Source organism: Pseudomonas sp. WMBT8, assembly GCF_050916005.1.
Taxonomy (GTDB): domain Bacteria; phylum Pseudomonadota; class Gammaproteobacteria; order Pseudomonadales; family Pseudomonadaceae; genus Aquipseudomonas.
Window position 1 is genome coordinate 2,479,874 of record NZ_CP188096.1, and the last position, 21,598, is coordinate 2,501,471.

Annotated in this window: 18 protein-coding genes; all 18 read right to left on the minus strand. The window is 61.0% G+C overall.

Going from position 1 to position 21,598, the window contains the following annotated elements:
- Positions 1-127 precede the first annotated feature (127 nt).
- On the minus strand, positions 128-1,591 hold the full coding sequence (nuoN, locus tag ACO77H_RS11535) for an NADH-quinone oxidoreductase subunit NuoN (protein ID WP_065944419.1): 1,464 nt from the start codon (positions 1,589-1,591) through the stop codon (positions 128-130).
- A gap of 7 nt (positions 1,592-1,598) precedes the next feature.
- Entirely contained in the window at positions 1,599-3,131 is a 1,533-nt protein-coding gene (nuoM, locus tag ACO77H_RS11540; protein ID WP_057445263.1) for an NADH-quinone oxidoreductase subunit M, read from the minus strand.
- Positions 3,132-3,170: 39 nt separating this feature from the next.
- On the minus strand, positions 3,171-5,024 hold the full coding sequence (nuoL, locus tag ACO77H_RS11545; RefSeq protein WP_029293339.1) for an NADH-quinone oxidoreductase subunit L: 1,854 nt from the start codon (positions 5,022-5,024) through the stop codon (positions 3,171-3,173).
- Positions 5,021-5,329 carry an NADH-quinone oxidoreductase subunit NuoK gene (nuoK, locus tag ACO77H_RS11550; RefSeq protein WP_003219560.1) on the minus strand — a complete coding sequence of 103 codons (309 nt, stop codon included), beginning with the start codon at positions 5,327-5,329 and terminating at the stop codon, positions 5,021-5,023. The genes nuoL and nuoK overlap by 4 nt, the downstream gene beginning before the upstream one ends.
- Before the next feature lie 2 nt (positions 5,330-5,331).
- Positions 5,332-5,835 carry an NADH-quinone oxidoreductase subunit J gene (gene nuoJ / locus ACO77H_RS11555; protein WP_017476146.1) on the minus strand — a complete coding sequence of 168 codons (504 nt, stop codon included), beginning with the start codon at positions 5,833-5,835 and terminating at the stop codon, positions 5,332-5,334.
- A 9-nt stretch (positions 5,836-5,844) separates the two neighbouring features.
- Positions 5,845-6,393: an NADH-quinone oxidoreductase subunit NuoI gene (gene nuoI / locus ACO77H_RS11560; protein WP_003174725.1), complete on the minus strand. Its 549-nt coding sequence runs from the start codon at positions 6,391-6,393 to the stop codon at positions 5,845-5,847.
- Positions 6,394-6,404: 11 nt separating this feature from the next.
- Complete coding sequence (nuoH, locus tag ACO77H_RS11565) at positions 6,405-7,412, minus strand: NADH-quinone oxidoreductase subunit NuoH (RefSeq protein ID WP_017737147.1); 1,008 nt, start codon at positions 7,410-7,412, stop codon at positions 6,405-6,407.
- Positions 7,409-10,123 (minus strand): NADH-quinone oxidoreductase subunit NuoG, encoded by a 2,715-nt coding sequence (gene nuoG, locus ACO77H_RS11570; RefSeq protein ID WP_432755484.1) that lies wholly within the window; start codon positions 10,121-10,123, stop codon positions 7,409-7,411. Before nuoG ends, nuoH begins: the two co-directional genes overlap by 4 nt.
- Positions 10,124-10,258: 135 nt before the next feature.
- Positions 10,259-11,614 (minus strand): NADH-quinone oxidoreductase subunit NuoF, encoded by a 1,356-nt coding sequence (gene nuoF, locus ACO77H_RS11575; protein ID WP_169954350.1) that lies wholly within the window; start codon positions 11,612-11,614, stop codon positions 10,259-10,261.
- A complete protein-coding gene (gene nuoE, locus ACO77H_RS11580) occupies positions 11,611-12,108 on the minus strand; it encodes an NADH-quinone oxidoreductase subunit NuoE (protein ID WP_029293358.1) in 498 nt (165 codons plus the stop codon). The genes nuoF and nuoE overlap by 4 nt, the downstream gene beginning before the upstream one ends.
- A gap of 2 nt (positions 12,109-12,110) precedes the next feature.
- On the minus strand, positions 12,111-13,895 hold the full coding sequence (nuoC, locus tag ACO77H_RS11585) for an NADH-quinone oxidoreductase subunit C/D (RefSeq protein ID WP_090402815.1): 1,785 nt from the start codon (positions 13,893-13,895) through the stop codon (positions 12,111-12,113).
- Positions 13,896-13,966: 71 nt separating this feature from the next.
- A complete protein-coding gene (locus tag ACO77H_RS11590; RefSeq protein ID WP_012724951.1) occupies positions 13,967-14,641 on the minus strand; it encodes a NuoB/complex I 20 kDa subunit family protein in 675 nt (224 codons plus the stop codon).
- A 10-nt stretch (positions 14,642-14,651) separates the two neighbouring features.
- Positions 14,652-15,065, minus strand: coding sequence for an NADH-quinone oxidoreductase subunit A (locus ACO77H_RS11595; RefSeq protein WP_003219575.1), 414 nt, complete (start codon positions 15,063-15,065; stop codon positions 14,652-14,654).
- A 657-nt stretch (positions 15,066-15,722) separates the two neighbouring features.
- Entirely contained in the window at positions 15,723-17,048 is a 1,326-nt protein-coding gene (aceA, locus tag ACO77H_RS11600) for an isocitrate lyase (RefSeq protein WP_003219577.1), read from the minus strand.
- A gap of 508 nt (positions 17,049-17,556) precedes the next feature.
- Positions 17,557-18,282, minus strand: coding sequence for a secretin N-terminal domain-containing protein (locus tag ACO77H_RS11605; RefSeq protein ID WP_432755485.1), 726 nt, complete (start codon positions 18,280-18,282; stop codon positions 17,557-17,559).
- Between the two features lie 238 nt (positions 18,283-18,520).
- Positions 18,521-18,943, minus strand: coding sequence for a GNAT family N-acetyltransferase (locus tag ACO77H_RS11610; RefSeq protein WP_169954348.1), 423 nt, complete (start codon positions 18,941-18,943; stop codon positions 18,521-18,523).
- Complete coding sequence (locus ACO77H_RS11615; RefSeq protein WP_029293370.1) at positions 18,936-20,105, minus strand: cupin domain-containing protein; 1,170 nt, start codon at positions 20,103-20,105, stop codon at positions 18,936-18,938. The genes ACO77H_RS11610 and ACO77H_RS11615 overlap by 8 nt, the downstream gene beginning before the upstream one ends.
- An 84-nt stretch (positions 20,106-20,189) precedes the next feature.
- Positions 20,190-21,560 carry an adenylosuccinate lyase gene (gene purB, locus ACO77H_RS11620; protein WP_029293372.1) on the minus strand — a complete coding sequence of 457 codons (1,371 nt, stop codon included), beginning with the start codon at positions 21,558-21,560 and terminating at the stop codon, positions 20,190-20,192.
- Positions 21,561-21,598 lie beyond the last annotated feature (38 nt).

Here is a 21,598-nt window from a genome sequence, read left to right on the forward strand (position 1 = left end):
TGAAACCGGATCAATGTGGGAGCGGGCTTGCCCGCGATGGCGACGCCAGTGGCACCGCACATCTGCCCCCAGGAACGCAAAACGGCACCCAAGGGTGCCGTTCTGTTTACTGCTTGAGCCTAAGCGATCAACCCGCCATCACCGCATGCTGCACCAGGGTGAGCAACGGTTGTGGGTAGACACCCAGGAAAAACGCCAGCAGGGCAATGGCCAGCAGCATCACGCCACCGGCTTTCTGTTCCCAGTGCAGCTCGGCGTCCACACGGCGCAGGTTTGGCTCGATCAGGTACAGGGTGACCATCACGCGCAGGTAGTAGAACACGCCGATGGCGCTGCCCAGTACCAGGGATGCCACCAGCCACCATTCGTGGGCTTCGACACCGGTCGCGACGATGTAGAACTTGCCGATAAAGCCTGCGGTCAGCGGGATACCAGCCAGGGATAGCATCATCACGGTCAGTACGGCGGTCAGGTACGGACGGCGCCAGAACAGGCCGCGGTATTCGTACAGGGCGTCGGCGTCACGGCCTTTGTAAGGCGAGGACATCAGGGTGATCACGCCGAACGCGCCGAGGCTGGTGATCACGTAGGTGACCAGGTACACGCCGATGGCTTCCACCGCCAGGCCCTTGCTCGCCACCAGGGCGATCAGCAGGTAGCCGAAGTGCGCGATGGACGAGTAACCCAGCAGACGCTTGAGGTTGTTCTGGGTCAGGGCCAGCAGGTTACCGAACAGGATCGACGCAATGGCGATCACGGTCAGTACGTCGCTGAGTACGCCGGTGTTGGCGGCAGGGGAGATCTGGAACAGACGCACCATCACCGCAAACACTGCAACCTTCGACGCGGTAGCCAGGAACGCGGCTACCGGCGCCGGGGCGCCTTCGTACACGTCCGGGGTCCACAGGTGGAAGGGTACCAGCGACAGCTTGAACGCCAGGCCGATCAGCATCATGGCCAGGCCCAGTTGGGCGATTGGCGCAGGCATGCTGGTGGCGGCCAGGGCGTGACCGATACCGCTGAAGCTCAGGCTGCCGGCTTCGGCGTAGAGCAAGGCCATACCGAACAACAGGAACGCGGAACCTGCGGCCGACAGCACCATGTACTTGATGCCGGCTTCCAGGGAGCGCTTGTTGAAGAAGGCGTAGGCCACCAGGCCGTAGGTCGGGATCGACAGCAGTTCAAGGCCGATGAACAAGCCGGCCAGGTGCTGCGCGCTGACCAGCACGATACCGCCGGCTGCAGCCAGCAGGATCAGCAGGTACAGCTCTTCGCGGTTGCCCGGGTAGCCGGTGCCGCCTTCGCCGAGATAGGCGTGGGCGAGGGTGACGCAGGCCAGTGTCGCAACCAGGATCAACGCGGTGTACAGCAGCGCGAAGTCATCGATCATGACCAGCGGGGTCACCGCCAGCGGGGCTACCTTGAGTGCCGGGATAATCGACAGCAAGGCCAGGTTCAGGCCTGCGGTGGACAGCAGGAACGTCTGTGAGTGATTGCGGCGCCAGGCGATTGCCAGCATCACCACCACAATGGTGAGGCTGGTAATCAGCAGCGGCGCAAGCGCGATAAAGTGTTGGATCGTGAATTCCATAGCGCTCTTACCGGGCCGAAGCGAGTTGAGTGAAGGCGGTGCTCAACCACTGCTGCACGCCATGCATCGTGGCGGCAGAGGTGTCGAGGAACGGTTGCGGATACACGCCGATATACACCAGCAAAGCCGCAAGGCCGAGCACCATGATCAGTTCGCGAGCATCCATCCCTTTGAGGACGGCGTCCGACTTGGTCGGGCCGAAGTAGGCACGGTGGATCATGATCAGCGAGTACACCGAACCGAACACCAGGCCGGAGGTGGCGATCGCGGTGATCCATGGCGCACTGACGAAGCTGCCCATCAGGATCAGGAACTCGCCGACGAAGTTACCGGTACCCGGCAAGCCCAGGGACGCAGCGGCAAAGAACAGGCTGATCGCCGGCAAGTAGGCGATACGCGACCAGATGCCGCCCATTTCACGCATGTCACGGGTGTGCAGGCGCTCGTACAGTTGGCCACTGAGGATAAACAGTGCGGCTGCCGAAACACCGTGGGCCAGCATCTGGATCACCGCGCCTTGCAACGCCAGCTGGCTGCCGGAGTAGATGCCGATCAGTACGAAACCCATGTGGGAAACGGACGAGAAGGCAATCAGGCGCTTGATGTCGGTTTGTGCGAAGGCGAGGAACGCACCGTAGAAGATCCCGATCAGGCCCAGGGTCATGGCAATCGGCGCGAACTCGGCCGAAGCATTCGGGAACAGCGGCAGGGCGAAACGCAGCAGGCCGTAGGCCGCCGTCTTCAACAGGATACCGGCCAGGTCCACGGAACCTGCGGTGGGCGCCTGGGCGTGAGCGTCAGGCAACCAGGAGTGGAACGGCACCACCGGCAGTTTCACCGCGAAGGCGATGAAGAAACCGAGCATGAGGATGTACTCGGTGGTCATCGACATCTTGGTTTTCAACAGGTCGGCGTAGTTGAAGGTAATCACGCCGGTGTTGTTGAAGTTGACCAGGACCAGGCCCAGGATCGCCACCAACATGATCAGGCCGGAAGCCTGGGTGAAGATGAAGAACTTGGTCGCCGCGTAGATCCGGGTTTTCTTGCCGTCCGAAGAACTGTGACCCCAGAGCGCGATGAGGAAGTACATCGGCACCAGCATCATTTCCCAGAAGAAGAAGAACATGAACAGGTCCAGCGCAAGGAACACGCCGACAACGCCGCCCAGGATCCACATCAGGTTCAGGTGGAAGAAGCCCACGTGACGCTCGATTTCTTTCCAGGAGCAGAGTACCGAGAGGATACCCAGCAGGCCGGTCAGCAGGATCATCAACAGCGACAGGCCATCGAGGGCCAGGTGCACGTTGATGCCGAAGCGTTCGATCCAGACGTGCTTGAATTCAAGCGCGAAGGTTGGATCGACACCCGGTGCCGGAGCAAATGAATAGTCGCCATGGGCCCACAGCCAGAGGCCGAGTGCGAGTTCCAGGGACATGGTCAGCAACGCAATCCAGCGGGGCAGGGTAGCGCCGAAGCGCTCGCCCATCCAGCAGAGCAGGCCGCCGATAAAGGGGATCAGGATTAGCCAGGGCAGAATCATGACGGGCTCGTTTCCTTTCGCAAGTTCGCAAAGTTCATATCAGACCGCTACCACTACGATGGCGCCGATCACCAACACGGCACCGGCCGCCATGGAAGCTGCATACCAACGCAATTGGCCGGTCTCGGTGCGGCTCAGGGCTGTGTGGCCGGCCTTGGCGGCACGCGGGATCAAACCGATGGTCTGGTCGAGCGGGTCTTTGCGCAGTACATGGCTGATCGCAAGGTAAGGCTTGACGAACAGTTTGTCGTAGATCCAGTCGAAGCCCCAGGCGGCGAACCACCAGGCCGAAAGGAAGCGGCCAATGCCACTGTTGGCCACGGCGGTCACGAAGCGACGCTTGCCGAGGAACAACATGGCCGCCAGCAGGATACCGGCGATGGCGATGGCGCCCGAGGCGATTTCCAGGCTGTGCTTGGCGTCGCCGCCGGCATGCCCGACGCTTTGTGGCAGTACGCCAGCCAGTGGCGGAGTGATCATGGCGCCGACGAAGGTCGACAGGATGATCAGCACCGACAGCGGCAGCCAGTGGGAAATGCCGTGGCCTGCGTGGGCTTCGGTCTTGGCTTCACCGTGGAACGTGATGAAGATCAGGCGGAAGGTGTACAGCGAGGTCATGAACGCGCCAACCAGACCGGCGTACAGCAGGCCCTGGTTACCGCTGGCAAAGGCTTCCCAGAGGATTTCGTCTTTGGAGTAGAAACCTGCGGTCACCAGTGGCAGGGCTGCCAGCGCGGCACCACCGACGATGAAGCTGGCGTAGGCCAACGGCAGTTTCTTCCACAGGCCGCCCATCTTGAAGATGTTCTGCTCGTGGTGGCAGGCAACGATCACCGCACCGGAGGCCAGGAACAGCAGGGCCTTGAAGAAGGCGTGGGTCATCAGGTGGAAGATTGCGCCGTCCCAGGCGCCGACGCCCAGGGCCAGGAACATGTAGCCGATCTGGCTCATGGTCGAGTAGGCGAGGATCCGCTTGATGTCGGTCTGCACCAGCGCGGCGAAGCCGGCCAGCACCAGGGTCACGCCGCCCACCAGGCCCACCAGGTGCAGGATTTCCGGCGCCAGGGTGAACAGGCCGTGGGTACGGGCGATCAGGTAGACACCGGCGGTCACCATGGTGGCGGCGTGGATCAGTGCCGACACCGGGGTAGGACCGGCCATGGCGTCTGCCAGCCAGGTTTGCAGTGGCAGTTGCGCCGATTTACCGACAGCGCCGCCCAGCAGCATCAGGGTCGCCAGGGTGATCCAGAAGTCGCCGACCTGGAATTTCTGCGGTGCCAGCACCAGCAGTTCCTGGATGTTCAGCGTGCCCACCTGTTGGAACAGGATGAACAGGCCGATGGCCATGAACACGTCGCCGATCCGGGTCACGACAAAGGCCTTGAGGGCCGCGTTCCCGTTGTTGCGGTTGCTGTAGTAGAAACCGATCAACAGGTACGAGCACAGGCCCACGCCTTCCCAGCCGAAGTACAGGAACAACAGGTTATCGCCCAGCACCAGGAACAGCATGCTGGCGATAAACAGGTTGGTGTAGGCGAAGAAGCGCGAATAACCGGCCTCACCGCGCATGTACCAGGACGCGAACAGGTGGATCAGGAAACCCACGCCCACCACCACGCCGAGCATGGTGATCGACAGGCCGTCGACGTAGAGGGCGAAGTCAGGCTTGAAGCCCTCGACCGCCATCCATTGCCACAGCACCAGGGTGTAGTGACCGGCTTCGGGCGGCGCCACGTTGAACTGCCAGATGACGTAGGCGGCGACAATCGCCGACAGGCCAATGGAACCCACGCCGACCAGGGCCGAGAGGTTTTCCGACCAGCGTCCACGGGAGAACGACAGCAGCAGGAAACCGATCAGGGGAAATACGAAAGTCAGAAAGATCATGTTCATCCGCGCATCTCACTGGCAGCGTCGATATCAAGCGTGTGGAAGCGACGATACAGTTGCAACAGGATCGCCAGGCCAATACTGGCCTCGGCGGCTGCCAGGCTGATCACCAGGATGAACATTACTTGCCCATCCGGCTGGCCCCAACGGCTGCCCGCAACGATGAAGGCCAGTGCGGCAGCGTTCATCATGATTTCCAGGCTCATCAACACGAACAGAATGTTGCGGCGAACCATCAGGCCGACCAGGCCAAGGCAGAACAGGATGCCGGCGACCGCCAGACCATGCTCCAAAGGGATAGCAGGCATCGTCATTGCTCCTTGGCTTCGTTGCGGCCCAAGTGGAAGGCAGTGATGGCTGCAGCGAGCAGCAGCATCGAAGCCAGTTCGACCACCAGCAGGTACGGGCCGAACAGGCTGATGCCCACGGCCTTGGCGTCTACGGTGGTGTGGCCGATGGCCTGGCCGCTCTGGTGAGCGAACAGCACATACAGCAGTTCAGCCAGCAGCAGCGCTGCCAGGATCACCGGGCCAAGCCAGATGCCGGGCTTGAGCCAGACGCGTTCCTGGGCGACCGAAGCCGGCCCCAGGTTGAGCATCATCACCACAAACACGAACAGCACCATGATGGCGCCAGCGTAGGCGATCACTTCCAGCACACCGGCGAACGGTGCGCCGAGGCTGAAAAAGGTCATGGCCACGGCGATCAGCGAAATGATCAGGTAGAGCAGGGCGTGCACGGGGTTGGTGTTGGTGATCACGCGAAGCGTGGACACCACTGCAATACCCGATGCGAAATAGAAAGCGAATTCCATCTTTCTTCCTTAAGGCAGCAAGCTCTTCACGTTGATCGGCTCGGCTTCGTTTTGTGCGGCGCCTTTCGGCTTACCGGCAACGGCCATACCTGCAACACGATAGAAGTTGTAATCAGGGTTTTTACCGGGACCAGAGATCAGCAGATCTTCTTTCTCGTACACCAGGTCCTGACGTTTGAACTCGGCCATCTCGAAATCCGGTGTCAGCTGGATCGCGGTGGTCGGGCAAGCTTCCTCGCAGAGGCCGCAGAAAATGCAGCGCGAAAAGTTGATGCGGAAGAAGTCCGGGTACCAGCGACCGTCTTCGGTTTCAGCTTTCTGCAGGGAGATACAGCCAACCGGGCACGCCACGGCGCACAGGTTGCAGGCTACGCAACGCTCTTCGCCATCGGGGTCGCGGGTCAGTACGATCCGGCCGCGATAGCGCGGCGGCAGGTACACCGCTTCTTCCGGGTATTGCAGGGTGTCGCGTTTGCGAAAGCCGTGACCGAACACCATCACCAGGCTTCGCAACTGGGTACCGGTACCCTTAACGATGTCGCCAATATATTTGAACATGGGTCAAATCCTCACTGAACCGCGCCCGCTGGCGTGTTCAACAACACAACGGCAGCAGTCACCAGCAAATTGATCAGGGTCAGCGGCAGGCAGAAGCGCCAGCTGAAATCCATCACCTGGTCGTATCGTGGGCGCGGAATGGAAGCGCGCAGCAGGATAAACAACATGATGAAGAACGCGGTCTTCAGGAAGAACCAGAAGAACGCCAACTGCGGCAGGATGCCGAACGGACCGTGCCAGCCGCCGAAGAACAGCGTGACCAGCAGGGCCGAGATCAAGATGATGCCGATGTACTCACCGACGAAGAACATGCCCCATTTCATGCCGGCGTATTCGATGTGGTAGCCGTCGGCCAGTTCCTGTTCCGCTTCCGGCTGGTCGAAGGGGTGACGGTGAGTCACGGCCACGCCAGCGATGAAGAAGGTACAGAAGCCGAAGAACTGCGGAATGATGAACCACAGGTTCTGAGCCTGGTACTCGACGATGTCGCGCATGTTGAACGAGCCCACCTGCACCACGATGCCCATCAGCGCCAGGCCCATGAACACTTCGTAGGACACAGTCTGGGCCGAGGCCCGCAAGCTGCCCAGCAGGGCGAACTTGTTGTTACTGGCCCAGCCGGCGAACAGCACCGCGTAGACCGACAAACCGGCCATGGCGAAGAAGAACAGCAAGCCGATGTTCAGATCCGCCACGCCCCAGGTCGGGGTGATCGGGATGATCGCGAAGGCGATCAGCAAGGCGCTCATGGCCACGACCGGCGCCAGGGTGAAGATCACCTTGTCGGCAAACGGCGGGGTCCAGTCTTCCTTGAAGAACATTTTCAGCATGTCGGCGGCGATCTGGAACATACCAAATGGGCCAACGCGGTTCGGACCGTAACGGTCCTGCCACCAGCCCAGCAGGCGACGTTCGACGAAGCTGAGCAGGGCGCCCGCGACGACCACGGCCAACAGGATCACGATGGCCTTGACGACCGAGATGATCACGTCGATCACTTCAGGGGTGAACCAGGTCATTGCGCTGCCTCCTGCAGACCGTCAACGGTTTGGCCAAAGATCGCAGGAGGAATCCCGGCGAGGCCTTTTGGCAGTGCAACCAGGCCAGCACCCAGCTCGTCGTTGATGCGCAGCGGCAGACGCAGGGTCTGGCCGGCTACGTTCAAGCTCAGCAGGGCACCGTCGTTGACGCCCAGGCGATCGGCTTCGGACTTGGCCACGGATACGTAGGCGGCGGGAATGCGCTGTTGCACCGGCGCGGCCTTGGAAGAGGTCTCTTCGCTGCCGAACAGGTGGAAGAACGGCACAACCTGCCAGGTGCCCTGGGCCGGGTTGAACGGACGCGGTACTGCAGCGAACCAGTTCAGCGAATCACCAGTGCTTTCGATCAGGCGGGTGCCCGGGTCGCCAGCGCGGATATGACCACCGACTTCGTCCTGGAACTTGTTCCAGGCCTGCGGCGAGTTCCAGCCCGGCGACCAGGCAAACGGCACCTGCTGACGGGGCTCGACCGAACCCGAGTAACCTTCCATGGAGAAGGCGAACGCGGTGTCGTTGTCTTGCGGGGTACGTGGTTCGTGCACGCTGATATCAGCACGCATGGCGGTACGCCCGGAATAACGCAGCGGTTCACGGGCCAGCTTCATGCCCTTGATACGGAACGCGGCGGACGGTGCGGCGTCGACGATACGCGCCAGTTGCGGTGCGCTCGCGGCGACGGCTGCGGTGACGTGGTCGAGCTGGGTCCAGTCGATCGGCTGGTTCAGCAGGGTCGCACGCAGGGCATGCAGCCAGCGCCAGCCTTCGTGAACCAGGATGCTGGCGTCCATGTACTTCGGATCGAACACCTGGAAGAAGCGCTGGGCGCGGCCTTCCTGGCTGACCAGGGTCCCGTCGCCTTCGGCGAAGCTCGCGGCTGGCAAGACCAGATGGGCACGGTCGCTGGTCGCGGTCTTTTGGTGATCGGCGACGATCAGCACTTTGGCAGCACTCAGCGCGGCATCGACCTTGCCCGCATCGGTGCGGGTGTACAGGTCGTTTTCCAGCACCACGATGGCGTCGGCACTGCCGTCGATCACGGCTTGCAGGGCGCTGTCCAGGGACTCGCCACCGAGCATGGCCAGGCCAAGGCTGTTGGCTTCCGGCACGACCAGGCTGATGGAGCCGTTCTTCTCGCGCAGCTTGAGGGCCTTGGCGATGTTGGCGGCGGCTTCGATCAGCGCCTTGGAACCCAACGAGGTACCGGCAATGATCAAAGGACGCTTGGCCGCGAGCAGGGCGTCGGCAATACGCTGGGCCAGGGCCACGGCTTCTGCGTCCAGGCCTTCGACGGCAGGGGCGCTGGCGTCGAGGGCGTGGGCCACGGCGAAACCGATACGGGCCAGGTCGTCAGGTGCTGCGTGCACGCATTCTTCAGCGATATCGTCGAGCTTGGTTTCGGCAAGGCTTGCGATAAACAGCGGGTTCAGCGCGTGCTGGCCGATGTTTTTCACCGCAGCGTCGAGCCAAGGCTGTACGCGCATGGCGTCGGCCATTTCTTCGGCCTTGCCTTTGACCGACTGGCGCAGGGACAGCGCGATACGCGCGGCGGTCTGGGTCAGGTCTTCACCGAGCACGAAGATTGCGTCGTGGTCTTCGATGTCGCGCATGTTCGGTACTGGCAGCGGGCTGTCATTGAGCACCTGCAGGACCAGGCGGATACGCTCCAGCTCGCCGGCTTCGATACCGCTGTAGAAGTGCTCGGCACCCACCAGTTCACGCAGCGCGTAGTTGCTTTCGAGGCTGGCGCGTGGCGAACCGATACCGACGATGTTGCGCCCGCGCAGCAGGTCGGCGGCTTTGTCCAGCGCCTCGTCCAGGCTTAGCTTGGCGCCGTCGGCCAGCAATGGCTGGCGAGGACGGTCTTCGCGGTTGACGTAGCCATAGCCGAAGCGGCCACGGTCGCACAGGAAGTACTGGTTGACCGAACCGTTGAAGCGGTTTTCGATGCGACGCAGTTCGCCGTAGCGCTCGCCCGGGGAGATGTTGCAACCGCTGGAGCAGCCATGGCAGATGCTCGGCGAGAACTGCATGTCCCACTTGCGGTTGTAGCGCTCGGAGTGAGTCTTGTCGGTGAACACACCGGTCGGGCAGACCTCGGTGAGGTTGCCGGAGAACTCGCTTTCCAGGACGCCATCTTCAACGCGCCCGAAGTACACGTTGTCGTGGGCGCCGAATACGCCCAGGTCGGTGCCGCCGGCGTAGTCTTTATAGAAGCGTACGCAGCGATAGCAGGCGATGCAGCGGTTCATTTCGTGGGAAATGAACGGGCCGAGGTCCTGGTTCTGGTGGGTACGCTTGGTGAAGCGATAACGGCGCTCGTTGTGGCCGGTCATCACCGTCATGTCTTGCAGGTGGCAGTGACCGCCTTCCTCACAGACCGGGCAGTCGTGGGGGTGGTTGGTCATCAGCCATTCGACAACGCTGGCGCGAAACGCCTTGGACTCATCATCGTCGATGGAAATCCAGGTGTTGTCGGTGGCCGGCGTCATGCAGGACATGACGATACGACCACGGGTGTCGTTTTCGTCGGTGTACTGCTTGACCGCACACTGGCGACAGGCACCGACGCTACCAAGCGCGGGGTGCCAGCAGAAATAAGGGATGTCGAGGCCTAGTGACAGACACGCCTGTAACAGGTTGTCCGCCCCATCGACTTCGAGCGCTTTGCCGTCTACGTGGATAGTGGCCATGGTTCAAAGTTCTTCGTTGGCCCGTTGTCAGCGGGCGTGGCTAATGGAATCTTGTTATTCATGTGCATCAACACAGCCTTCACGGCGTCAGCACATGACAAGGCGAAGGGCACGGACCCTTCGCCTATTGAAGCGTTACGCGCCGACTACGATCGGCTTTGCCAGAGGCGGGACGGCGGCGCTTTTGGGCGCGATGCCGGCTTCGAACTCCGAGCGGAAGTACTTGATTGCGCTGCCCAGTGGCTCCACGGCGCCCGGTGCGTGAGCACAGAAGGTCTTGCCAGGGCCGAGGAAACCGACCAGGCCCAGCAGGGTTTCGATATCCCCCGGCTGGCCTTCGCCTTTCTCGATCGCCATCAGGAGCTTGACGCTCCATGGCAAGCCATCGCGGCACGGGGTGCAGAAACCACAGGATTCGCGAGCGAAGAACTGCTCCATGTTGCGCAGCAGCGAGACCATGTTCACGGTGTTGTCCACCGCCATCGCCAGGCCGGTACCCATCCGGGTGCCCACCTTGCCGATGCCGCCGGCATACATCTGTGCGTCGAGGTGCTCGGGCAACAGGAAACCGGTGCCGGCACCGCCTGGCTGCCAGGCTTTCAAGGTGTAGCCGTCGCGCATGCCGCCGGCGTAGTCCTCGAACAGCTCGCGGGCGGTCACGCCGAATGGCAGTTCCCACAGGCCAGGGTTCTTGACCTTACCGGAGAAGCCCATGAGCTTGGTGCCCATGTCTTCGCTGCCTTCGCGGGCCAGGGATTTGTACCAGTCCACGCCGTCGGCGATGATCGCCGGCACGTTGCACAGGGTCTCGACGTTGTTCACGCACGTAGGCTTGCCCCACACGCCAACGGCGGCGGGGAAGGGCGGCTTGGAGCGCGGGTTGGCGCGGCGGCCTTCGAGGGAGTTGATCAGTGCGGTTTCTTCACCGCAGATGTAACGCCCGGCGCCGGTGTGCACGAACAGCTCGAAGTCAAAACCCGAACCGAGGATGTTCTTGCCCAACAGGCCTGCGGCCTTGGCTTCGGCCACGGCACGGTTCAGGTGTTTGGCGGCGGTGGTGTATTCGCCCCGCAGGAAGATGTAGCCCCGGTAGGTTTTCAGCGCGCGGGCGCTGATCAGCATGCCTTCGATCAGCAGATGGGGCAGTTGCTCCATCAGCATGCGGTCTTTCCAGGTGTTGGGCTCCATTTCATCGGCGTTACACAACAGGTAACGGATGTTGATGGATTCATCTTTTGGCATCAGTCCCCACTTCACGCCCGTGGGGAAGCCTGCGCCGCCGCGACCTTTGAGGCCAGCGTCCTTCACGGTCTGGACGATATCGTCCTGAGCCATGTCGGCAAAGGCTTTGCGCGCAGCGGCGTAACCGTTCTTGGCCTGGTACTCGTCAAGCCATACAGGCTCGCCGTCGTCACGCAGGCGCCAGGTCAGCGGGTGGGTTTCGGCCGAACGCTTGATCAGGTTGGCCGGGCCAAAGGAAGTCAGGGTCATGGGTAGCCCTCGAGCAATTGGGTGACGCCAGAGGCCTGCACGTCGCCGAATGTGTCGTCGTCGATCATCAACGCCGGCGCTTTGTCGCAGTTGCCCAGGCAGCATACCGGCAGCAGCGTGAAGCGCCCGTCTGCAGTGGTCTGGCCCAGGCCGATGCCCAGCTTGCTCTGGATCGCGTCGACCACTGACTCGTGGCCACCGATGTAGCAGACCATGCTGTCGCACACGCGAATGATGTGGCGGCCGACCGGCTGGCGGAAGATCTGGCTGTAGAACGTCGCCACGCCTTCCACATCGCTGGCCGGGATGCCGAGGATCTCGCCGATGGCGTAGAGGGCGCCGTCGGGCACCCAGCCACGTTCCTTCTGGACGATCTTCAAGGCTTCGATCGACGCCGCGCGCGGGTCTTCGTAGTGATGCAGCTCGTGCTCGATGGCCGAGCGCTCGGTTTCACTCAAGGTGAAGCGGTCTGTCTGGATAAGCGTGCTGTTCATGCTTAGCGGTCCACGTCGGCCATAACGAAATCGATACTACCCAGGTACGCAATCAAGTCCGCGACCATCTCGCCTTTGATCACCGAAGGGATCTGCTGCAAGTGGGCGAAGCTTGGGGTACGAATCCGGGTGCGGTAGCTCATGGTGCCGCCATCGCTCGTCAGGTAATAACTGTTGATACCCTTGGTCGCTTCGATCATCTGGAAGGACTCGTTGGCCGGCATCACCGGGCCCCACGAGACTTGCAGGAAGTGCGTGATCAGGGTCTCGATGTGCTGCAGGGTGCGCTCTTTTGGCGGCGGCGTGGTCAGCGGGTGATCCGCTTTGTACGGGCCTGCCGGCATGTTGCGCATGCATTGCTCGATGATTTTCAGGCTCTGGCGCATTTCTTCGACGCGCACGATGCAACGGTCGTAGGCATCGCCATTGGCTGCCAGCGGAACTTCGAACTCGAAGTTCTCATAGCCGGAGTACGGGCGCGCCTTGCGCAGGTCGAAGTCGCAACCGGTGGATCGCAGGCCAGCACCGGTGACGCCCCATTCCAGGGCCTCTTTGGTGTTGTAGGCAGCGACGCCGATGGTCCGGCCCTTGAGGATGCTGTTGTCCAGCGCAGCCTTTTGGTACTCGTCCAGACGCTTGGGCATCCAGTCGATGAATTCCTTGACCAGGCGCTCCCAGCCGTTCGGCAGGTCGTGGGCTACGCCGCCGATGCGGTACCAGGCCGGGTGCAGGCGAAAGCCCGTGATGGCTTCGATGACCTTGTACGCACGCTGACGGTCGGTGAAGGTGAAGAACACCGGGGTCATGGCGCCGACGTCCTGGATATAGGTACCCAGGAACAGCAGGTGGCTGGTGATCCGGAAGAACTCGGCCATCATGATGCGGATGGTGTCGACGCGGTCTGGCACCTTGATGCCCGCCAGCTTCTCGACCGAGAGCACGTACGGCAGGTTGTTCATCACGCCGCCGAGGTAGTCGATACGGTCGGTGTACGGGATGAAGCTGTGCCAGGACTGGCGCTCGGCCATCTTCTCGGCACCACGGTGGTGGTAGCCGATGTCCGGCACGCAGTCGACGATTTCTTCGCCGTCCAGTTGCAGGATGATACGGAAGGCACCGTGGGCCGAAGGGTGGTTCGGGCCCAGGTTGAGGAACATGTAGTCCTCGTTGGTGCCGGAACGCTTCATGCCCCAGTCTTCCGGACGGAAGCGCGCGGCTTCTTCTTCAAGCTGCTGTTTGGCCAGGTTGAGGCTGAACGGATCGAATTCGGTGGCGCGGGCAGGGAAGTCCTTGCGCAGCGGGTGACCTTCCCAGGTCGGCGGCATCATGATGCGCGTCAGGTGCGGGTGGCCCGGGAAATCGATCCCGAACATGTCCCAGACTTCACGCTCGTACCAGCTGGCGTTCGGCCAGATACCGGTCACGGTCGGGATGCTCAGGTCGCTTTCCGAGAGGGCGACCTTGATCATCACGTCGCTGTTACGTTCCAGCGACATCAGGTGATAGAACACGGTGAAGTCGGCGCCGCTCGGCAGCCCCTGGCGCTTGGTGCGCAGACGCTCGTCCACGCCATGCAGGTCATAGAGCATGACGTACGGCTTGGGCAGGTTGCGCAGGAAGGTCAGGACTTCGACGAGCTTGGCGCGCGCCACCCACAGCACCGGCATACCGGTGCGTGTGGCCTGGGCGGTGAAGGCGTCAGGGCCAAAACGGTTATTGAGTTCGACGACCACATCCTGGTCGTCTGCCTTATAAGGCGGGATATACAGAGCACTGCCTGTAGTCATGGTTTTTTATCGCTTTCGGTCAACGTAAAGAATGAGGCCAGGTTTTCGTTCTATAAAAGAAGCGGGCTGGATCAGACTTCGTCGGGGCTGCGCAGGTTGGTGACTGCGATTCGCTGTTCGCGGCGCTGTTCCTTTTGCGAAGGCATCTCGGCGCGGTACACGCCTTGATCGCCGACGACCCAGGACAGTGGGCGACGCTCCTTGCCAATCGATTCCTGCAACAGCATCAGGCCTTGCAGGAAAGCTTCAGGGCGGGGCGGGCAGCCAGGCACGTAAACGTCCACAGGCAGGAACTTGTCCACCCCCTGAACTACGGAATAGATGTCGTACATGCCACCGGAGTTGGCGCACGAACCCATGGAGATAACCCACTTCGGCTCGAGCATTTGCTCGTAGAGACGCTGGATGATCGGCGCCATCTTGATAAAGCAGGTGCCGGCGATAACCATGAAATCCGCCTGGCGCGGTGATGCCCGGATAACTTCGGCGCCAAAGCGCGCGATGTCGTGGGGCGCCGTGAAGGCGGTGGTCATTTCCACGTAGCAGCACGAAAGGCCGAAGTTGTACGGCCACAGGGAATTCTTGCGCCCCCAGTTGACCGCGCCACTCAGCACGTCTTCCAGCTTGCCCATGTAGATGTTTTTGTGGACTTGGTCTTCTAACGGATCGGAGACGGTTTCCCGTTCGCCGATGGGGTACTGATCGTTAGGAGCATCCGGGTCGATCCTGGTGAGATTGTATTGCATCGCCAAAGCCTCATTGTTTCAGCTTCGCTTGCCGCTTGCGACGAGCTTCCGGAGCCCAGTCAAGGGCGCCCACTCGAAATAGGTAGACAAGGCCTGCCAACAGAATTGCTATGAAAACGAGAGCTTCGACGAATCCGGTCCAGCCGCTTTCGCGGACGGACACAGACCAGGCAAAGAGAAAGAGGGCTTCGATATCGAAGATCACGAACAACATCGCGACCAGATAGAATTTGGCTGAGAGCCGCAAGCGGGCGCCACCTGTAGGTAGCATGCCGGACTCGAACGGTTCGTTTTTGCTGCGGCCCCAGGCTTTTGACCCGAGAAGGCTGGAGACACCGAGCATGAAGGCGCAGAGGCCGACAACACCGAGGAGGAAAATGGCAAAGCCCCAGTTGTGGGCCATGAGTCCTGTCGCTTCGGTCATGCTGGAAATCCTTAACAGAGAGCAAAGGTCTCTGAGCTCGAAAAAGTAACGACGCAGTGACGATATGTCGCAGCGCAATCAATCGCGGTGATTTTATGGCTAAACACCTAGCAAGTAAAATTCCTGTAGCTAAATTATTCGCTGAAATAAGGACATAGTGCACCTTTATGGGGCTGTAGCCCAGACGCTGCGGGCATTAGCTTGATTTTAATCAATTGTGTTTTGTTTAGGGTGTAACGAAGTTTTATTGCTCTAAATGATAATGAATATTGTTTGCAAGAGTTTTAAGCGGATAATGAGCGGGGCGCAGGGAAAGTTGTTGTTACTTGCCCGTTTGGCGCAAGTTGCCAGCGCGCAACTTTTAACTGATTTTTTCTGGGCGAATACCGCTCTGGATCAAGGTTTTGCGCAAAAAACACCAGGCTGAGCGCATTTTCATTGTGGGAGCGGGCTTGCTCGCGATAGCGGTGTGTCAGCCAGCACTTTCTTGACTGACATATCGCTATCGCGAGCAAGCCCGCTTCCACATTTTGATCTTCACTGGGTCCGGAGCGATTTTTCAGGCAAAAAAACGCCCCGAACCAGTCGGGGCGTCAGATCGTGCGGCACTGCGGTTAGCTTTCTATCGGGCCCGCAATGGCCGTGTACTCAGTTTACTCAGTGGAACTGTTCTTCTTCGGTCGAACCGGTCAGCGCGGTCACGGACGAGGTGCCGCCCTGGATCACGGTGGTCATGTCGTCGAAGTAGCCAGTGCCCACTTCCTGCTGGTGCGCCACGAAGGTGTAGCCTTTGGCGGCGTCAGCGAACTCCTGCTCCTGCAGCTTCACGTAGGCAGTCATGTCGTTGCGGGCGTAGTCGTGCGCCAGGTTGAACATGCTGTGCCACATGTTGTGAATGCCGGCCAGGGTGATGAACTGGTGCTTGTAGCCCATGGCGGACAGTTCGCGCTGGAACTTGGCGATGGTCGCGTCGTCCAGGTTCTTCTTCCAGTTGAAGGAAGGCGAGCAGTTGTAGGACAGCAGTTGGTCCGGGTATTCCTTCTTGATCGCCTCGGCGAAGCGACGGGCTTCGTCCAGGTCTGGCTTGGCGGTTTCGCACCAGATCAGGTCGGCGTACGGCGCGTAGGCCAGGCCACGGGCAATGGCTTGATCCAGGCCGGCGCGCACCTTGTAGAAACCTTCCTGGGTGCGCTCGCCAGTCACGAACGGCTGGTCGTACGGGTCGCAGTCCGAAGTCAGCAGGTCAGCGGCGTTGGCGTCGGTACGGGCCAGGATGATGGTCGGCGTGCCGGCTACGTCAGCTGCCAGGCGGGCAGCGGTCAGCTTCTGTACGGCTTCCTGGGTCGGAACCAGGACCTTGCCGCCCATGTGGCCGCATTTTTTCACGGAAGCCAGTTGGTCTTCGAAGTGCACGCCGGCGGCGCCTGCCTCGATCATGCTTTTCATCAGCTCGTAGGCGTTCAGTACGCCACCGAAACCGGCTTCGGCGTCCGCCACGATTGGCGCGAAGTAGTCGATGTAGCCTTCGTCGCCCGGACCTTTACCGGCTTTCCACTGGATCTGGTCGGCGCGGCGGAACGAGTTGTTGATGCGCTTGACCACGGTTGGCACGGAGTCCACCGGGTACAGCGATTGGTCAGGGTACATGGACTCGGCGGAGTTGTTGTCCGCAGCCACTTGCCAGCCGGACAGGTAGATCGCCTGGATGCCGGCCTTGACTTGTTGCACAGCCTGGCCGCCGGTCAGGGCACCCATGCAGTTGACGAAATCTTTCTCGGGGCGAAAGGACGGCTTGGCGCCCTGGGTAACCAGCTTCCACAGCTTCTCGGCGCCCAGTTTTGCAAAGGTGTGCTCAGGTTGAACCGAGCCGCGCAGGCGGACGACGTCAGCAGCGGAGTAAGCGCGAGTCACGCCTTTCCAGCGTGGGTTTTCAGCCCAGTCTTTTTCAAGGGCTGCAATTTGCTGTTCGCGTGTCAGTGCCATGGGGAAAAACCTCGTCGCGTCTTTTGTGGAAAAACTACTGGGTTGAAAATTCCGTTTGCCAGCCACGTATTCAGTGCGTGGTTATGGCTGCTCGCTGACCAGAAGCTTAGGCGGTCAAGTTTGGCTTGGCGGGGAAGGCGACGGGATGAACGATAGGCTCAAGGGAGAAAGTGAGCAGGTAGAGGCGAACCGAGAACAGTCTTCGGGCGTCGTGGGCCTTGGTACGATCCATCAGTGTGTTGCCGGGTTACCTGGTTAGCTTCCGTCCCTCGGGACAACTTCGTTCCAGTCGCAACCTCGTCAAACACGCCTTGTGGGCGGTACAGACACGAATCGGCTCAGGTGGGTAACTTGGAGCGACGATCCGAAGGCCCTTGCCAGGGCCCCTGATTAGCGGGAGCGAGGCCATCATGCCCATGCTTTTTTGGATCGTCAAATGTTTTGTAGTGCTTTTTTTATGGCACTACATCTTTGGTCTAATACGACTAATCAGTCAGTTTTTGGTGCTTCAGTTCAAGGTCTCGACTTTGACCCGCACTGTCAGGTCATCCCGGCCCTGGGTCGAGTAGGTGCGGGTTGTGCCCTGTTTGTCGGCCTGGGTCTGGCGATTGATGCCGGCCAGGGTGATCCACTCGCCCAGGCGCCCGCTGACGGTTGTGTCGGTACTTTGCACGTTCACTACATCAGGACGTTCCTGGCTCATGCGGTCACGATTGGTGCTGATGCTCAGGTGCACGGTCTCGCCGGTGACGCTGGCGGTCACGTAGAAGCCCTGGGTGACGTTGCGGTACTGGGTCTGGTTTTGCGGGCGGCCGTAGGCGTCGGGCTGGGTGGTGGTCAGGGGGACGCTCTGGCCCACCTGGATCAGCGCGGGCACACCTTCGCTGGCCTGGATCTGCTGGACCCCGCCCTCTCGGCTTTCGGTGCTGTAGGTAATGACCTGGCGGTTGGCCTGCTGATTGTTCTCATTAGTGTCGACGGTGATCAACAGGCGCTTGGACGGGGTGTCCAGCTGTGTGAGCAGGGCGCGCAGGCCCTGGATCTTGTCGGGTTCGGCATTCACGATCAGTTGATTGCCGTAGGCGCTGACCGTGCCGTCCTTGCCAATGAAATTCTGCGCCACGGGTAACAGGTCGGCGCTGGTGCGGTTGTTCAGGGGTACGACTTCAGTGGCTGCCATTGCTGAAAAGCTGGCGGCCATGAGCAGGCTGGCGACTAGGGTGCGTAGGGACATGTCCGTTATCTCTGCAAGTCATTTGGGCTTGATGGTGCCAGTTTATCGGCCCGGAGGGGCGCGAGTTGAATCGTAGACGGCAAAAGGCCCTGGCATCGGGGGATGGCAGGGCCTTTTTGGGTGTTGCTGATATCGTCATCGCAGGCAAGCCAGCTCCCACACCGACCGCGTCGCTCGAGACATGCGCGGTCGAATGTGGGAGCTGGCTTGCCTGCGATGGCCGCGCCATGGTCTTAAATCAACCCTCGCGCTCCATATCAACATGGGGAATCCCGACTTCCAGGAATTCCCCGCTGACGATCTTGAACCCCAGCCGCTCATAGAACGGCGCGGCATACACCTGCGCGCTGAGGAACTGCCGGGTCTGGCCGCGTTTTTCGGCCTGGCCGATCACCGCTTCCATCAGCTTGTCGCCGACTTTCAGCCCGCGCCAGTCCTTGAGGACCGACACGCGACCGATCTCGCCGCTGGGTAGCAGGCGCGCAGTGCCAATCGGAAAGTCGCCTTCGAATGCGAGGAAATGCATGGCCCCGGCGTCGTCTGCGTCCCATTCCAGCTCAGGTGGAACCGATTGCTCAGCGATAAATACCGCTTCACGAATGCGCCGGATCTCGGCGATATCCTTTTGCCAGTCTGCGACACTTACGTGAATTTTATTCATCGGCAAACCCCAGGCTTCCTTGCTTGACCAGTTCGCACAGCAGGTCGCGGCCATCTTCATCGGCCAGCCACGGACCCAGGTTGTCGACGTGCAGGGCGTCGGCCGCGCAGATCAGCTTCAGCAGCTCGCGCAGTTTGCCCGGCAGGTAACGGCTCTGGCCACTGGCGAACAGCAGTACATCGTCGTCCACTTCCGACCAGGCCAGGCGTGCGCTCGGATTGCGGATCAGGACTGCACCGTCTTCCAGGCTGCTGATGACTTCATCCTGCGCCAGCTCTTCAGGGCCGGCGACCAGTTCCGGGTAGCGTGGCTCGGTCATGAATTGGCCGAACCAGGTCAGCAGCATGCGTTCGTCGCTCATGTGCTCGGCCAGCAGGCTTTTCAGGCGGTCGAGGGCGTCGCTCTGGATCTGGTGCGGGTCGCTGACAGGCTGGGCGTCGGCGTCGGTGTAGCGCTCCTCATCTGTCAGGTACTGGCTGAGGAAGTCGGTGAAATGGGTCAGCACTTCAGCGGCGCTGGGTGCGCGGAAGCCTACCGAGTAGGTCATGCAGTCATCTTCAGCGATGCCGAAGTGCGCCAGGCGCGGCGGCAGGTAGAGCATGTCGCCCGGCTCCAGCACCCATTCGGCGCTCTCTTCGAATTCGGCGAGGATGCGCAGGTCGGCGTGTTGCAGCAGCGGGCTTTCCGAGCTGCACATCTGGCCGATCTTCCAGTTGCGCTTGCCCTGGGCTTGCAGCAGGAACACATCGTAGTTATCGAAGTGTGGGCCTACGCTGCCACCGGGGGCGGCAAAGCTGATCATCACGTCGTCGATGCGCCAGCTTGGCAGGAAGCGGAACTGCTCCAGCAACTCGGCCACTTCCGGTACGAACTGGTCGACCGCCTGCACCAGCAGGGTCCACTCGCGCTCTGGCAGGGTGCTGAAGGCGTCTTCGGCAAACGGGCCGCGGCGCAGTTCCCATGGGCGCTCGCCGTGCTCGATCACCAGGCGTGACTCGACTTCTTCTTCCAGCGCCAGGCCGGCCAGTTCGTCGGCGTCGATCGGGCTTTCGAAATCAGGGATGGCCTGGCGGATCAGCAGCGGTTTTTTCTGCCAGTAGTCGCGCAGGAATTCCCGTGCCGTGATGCCGCCCAGAAGTTGAAGAGGAATATCAGGATTCATGTGTAACCTATTGAAAAAAAGCACTTTTCAGACGGGAATAAAAACGCCCGGCGCTGCCGGGCGTCTCAAGGGATCAAGCCGCAATCAGATGCGTTTGGCTTGGTCTACAGCGTTGCCGATGTAGTTGGCCGGGGTCAGCAGTTTCAGCTCGGCCTTGGCCGCGGCTGGCATGTCCAGGCCGTCGATGAAAGTTTGCAGCGCCTCGGGGCTGATGCCCTTGCCGCGTGTCAACTCTTTCAGCTTTTCGTAGGGGTTTTCGATGTTGTAGCGGCGCATTACGGTCTGGATCGGCTCGGCCAGGACTTCCCAGCAAGCGTCCAGGTCAGCGGCGATTTTCTGCGCGTTGAGTTCCAGTTTGCTGATGCCTTTGAGGCTGGCTTCGTAGGCGATCACGCTATGGGCAAAGCCCACGCCGAGGTTGCGCAGTACGGTGGAGTCGGTCAGGTCGCGCTGCCAGCGGGAGATCGGCAACTTGCTGGCCAGGTGCTGGAACAAGGCGTTGGCGATGCCCAGGTTGCCTTCGGAGTTTTCGAAGTCGATCGGGTTGACCTTGTGCGGCATGGTCGAGGAGCCGATTTCGCCAGCGATGGTGCGCTGCTTGAAGTAGCCCAGGGAGATGTAGCCCCAGATATCGCGATCGAAGTCGATCAGGATGGTGTTGAAGCGCGCAATGGCGTCGAACAGCTCGGCGATGTAGTCGTGGGGTTCGATCTGCGTGGTGTACGGGTTGAAGCCCAGGCCCAGCTCGTCTTCGATGAAGGCGCGGGCGTTGGCTTCCCAGTCGATCTCAGGGTAGGCCGACAGGTGCGCGTTGTAGTTGCCCACGGCGCCGTTGATCTTGCCCAGCAGTGGCACGGCAGCCACTTGCGCGATCTGGCGCTCCAGGCGGTACACCACGTTGGCCAGTTCTTTGCCCAGGGTGGTCGGCGAGGCCGGCTGGCCGTGGGTGCGCGACAGCATCGGCACATCGGCGAAGCGGATGGCCAGTTCGCGGATGGCGTTGGCGGTCTGGCGCATCAGTGGCAGCATCACGTCATCACGGCCTTCGCGCAGCATCAGGGCGTGGGACAGGTTGTTGATGTCCTCGCTGGTGCAGGCAAAGTGGATGAACTCGCTGACCTGGGCCAGTTCCGGCAACTTGGCCGCTTGCTCTTTGAGCAGGTACTCGATGGCTTTGACGTCGTGGTTGGTGGTGCGCTCGATCTCTTTCACACGCTCGGCGTGCTCCAGGGAGAAGTTTTCCGCCAGGGTGTTCAGTACAGCGTTAGCCTCGGCGGAGAACGCCGGCACTTCGCTGATGGCAGGGTGAGCGGCCAGGCGCTGGAGCCAGCGCACTTCAACCAGTACGCGAGCACGGATCAGGCCGTATTCGCTGAAAATAGGGCGCAGGGCCTGGGTCTTGCCGGCGTAGCGGCCGTCAACAGGGGAAACCGCAGTGAGCGAAGAGAGCTGCATGGGGTGTTCTCGGACAGTCGGGCAACGAAATGGGGCGC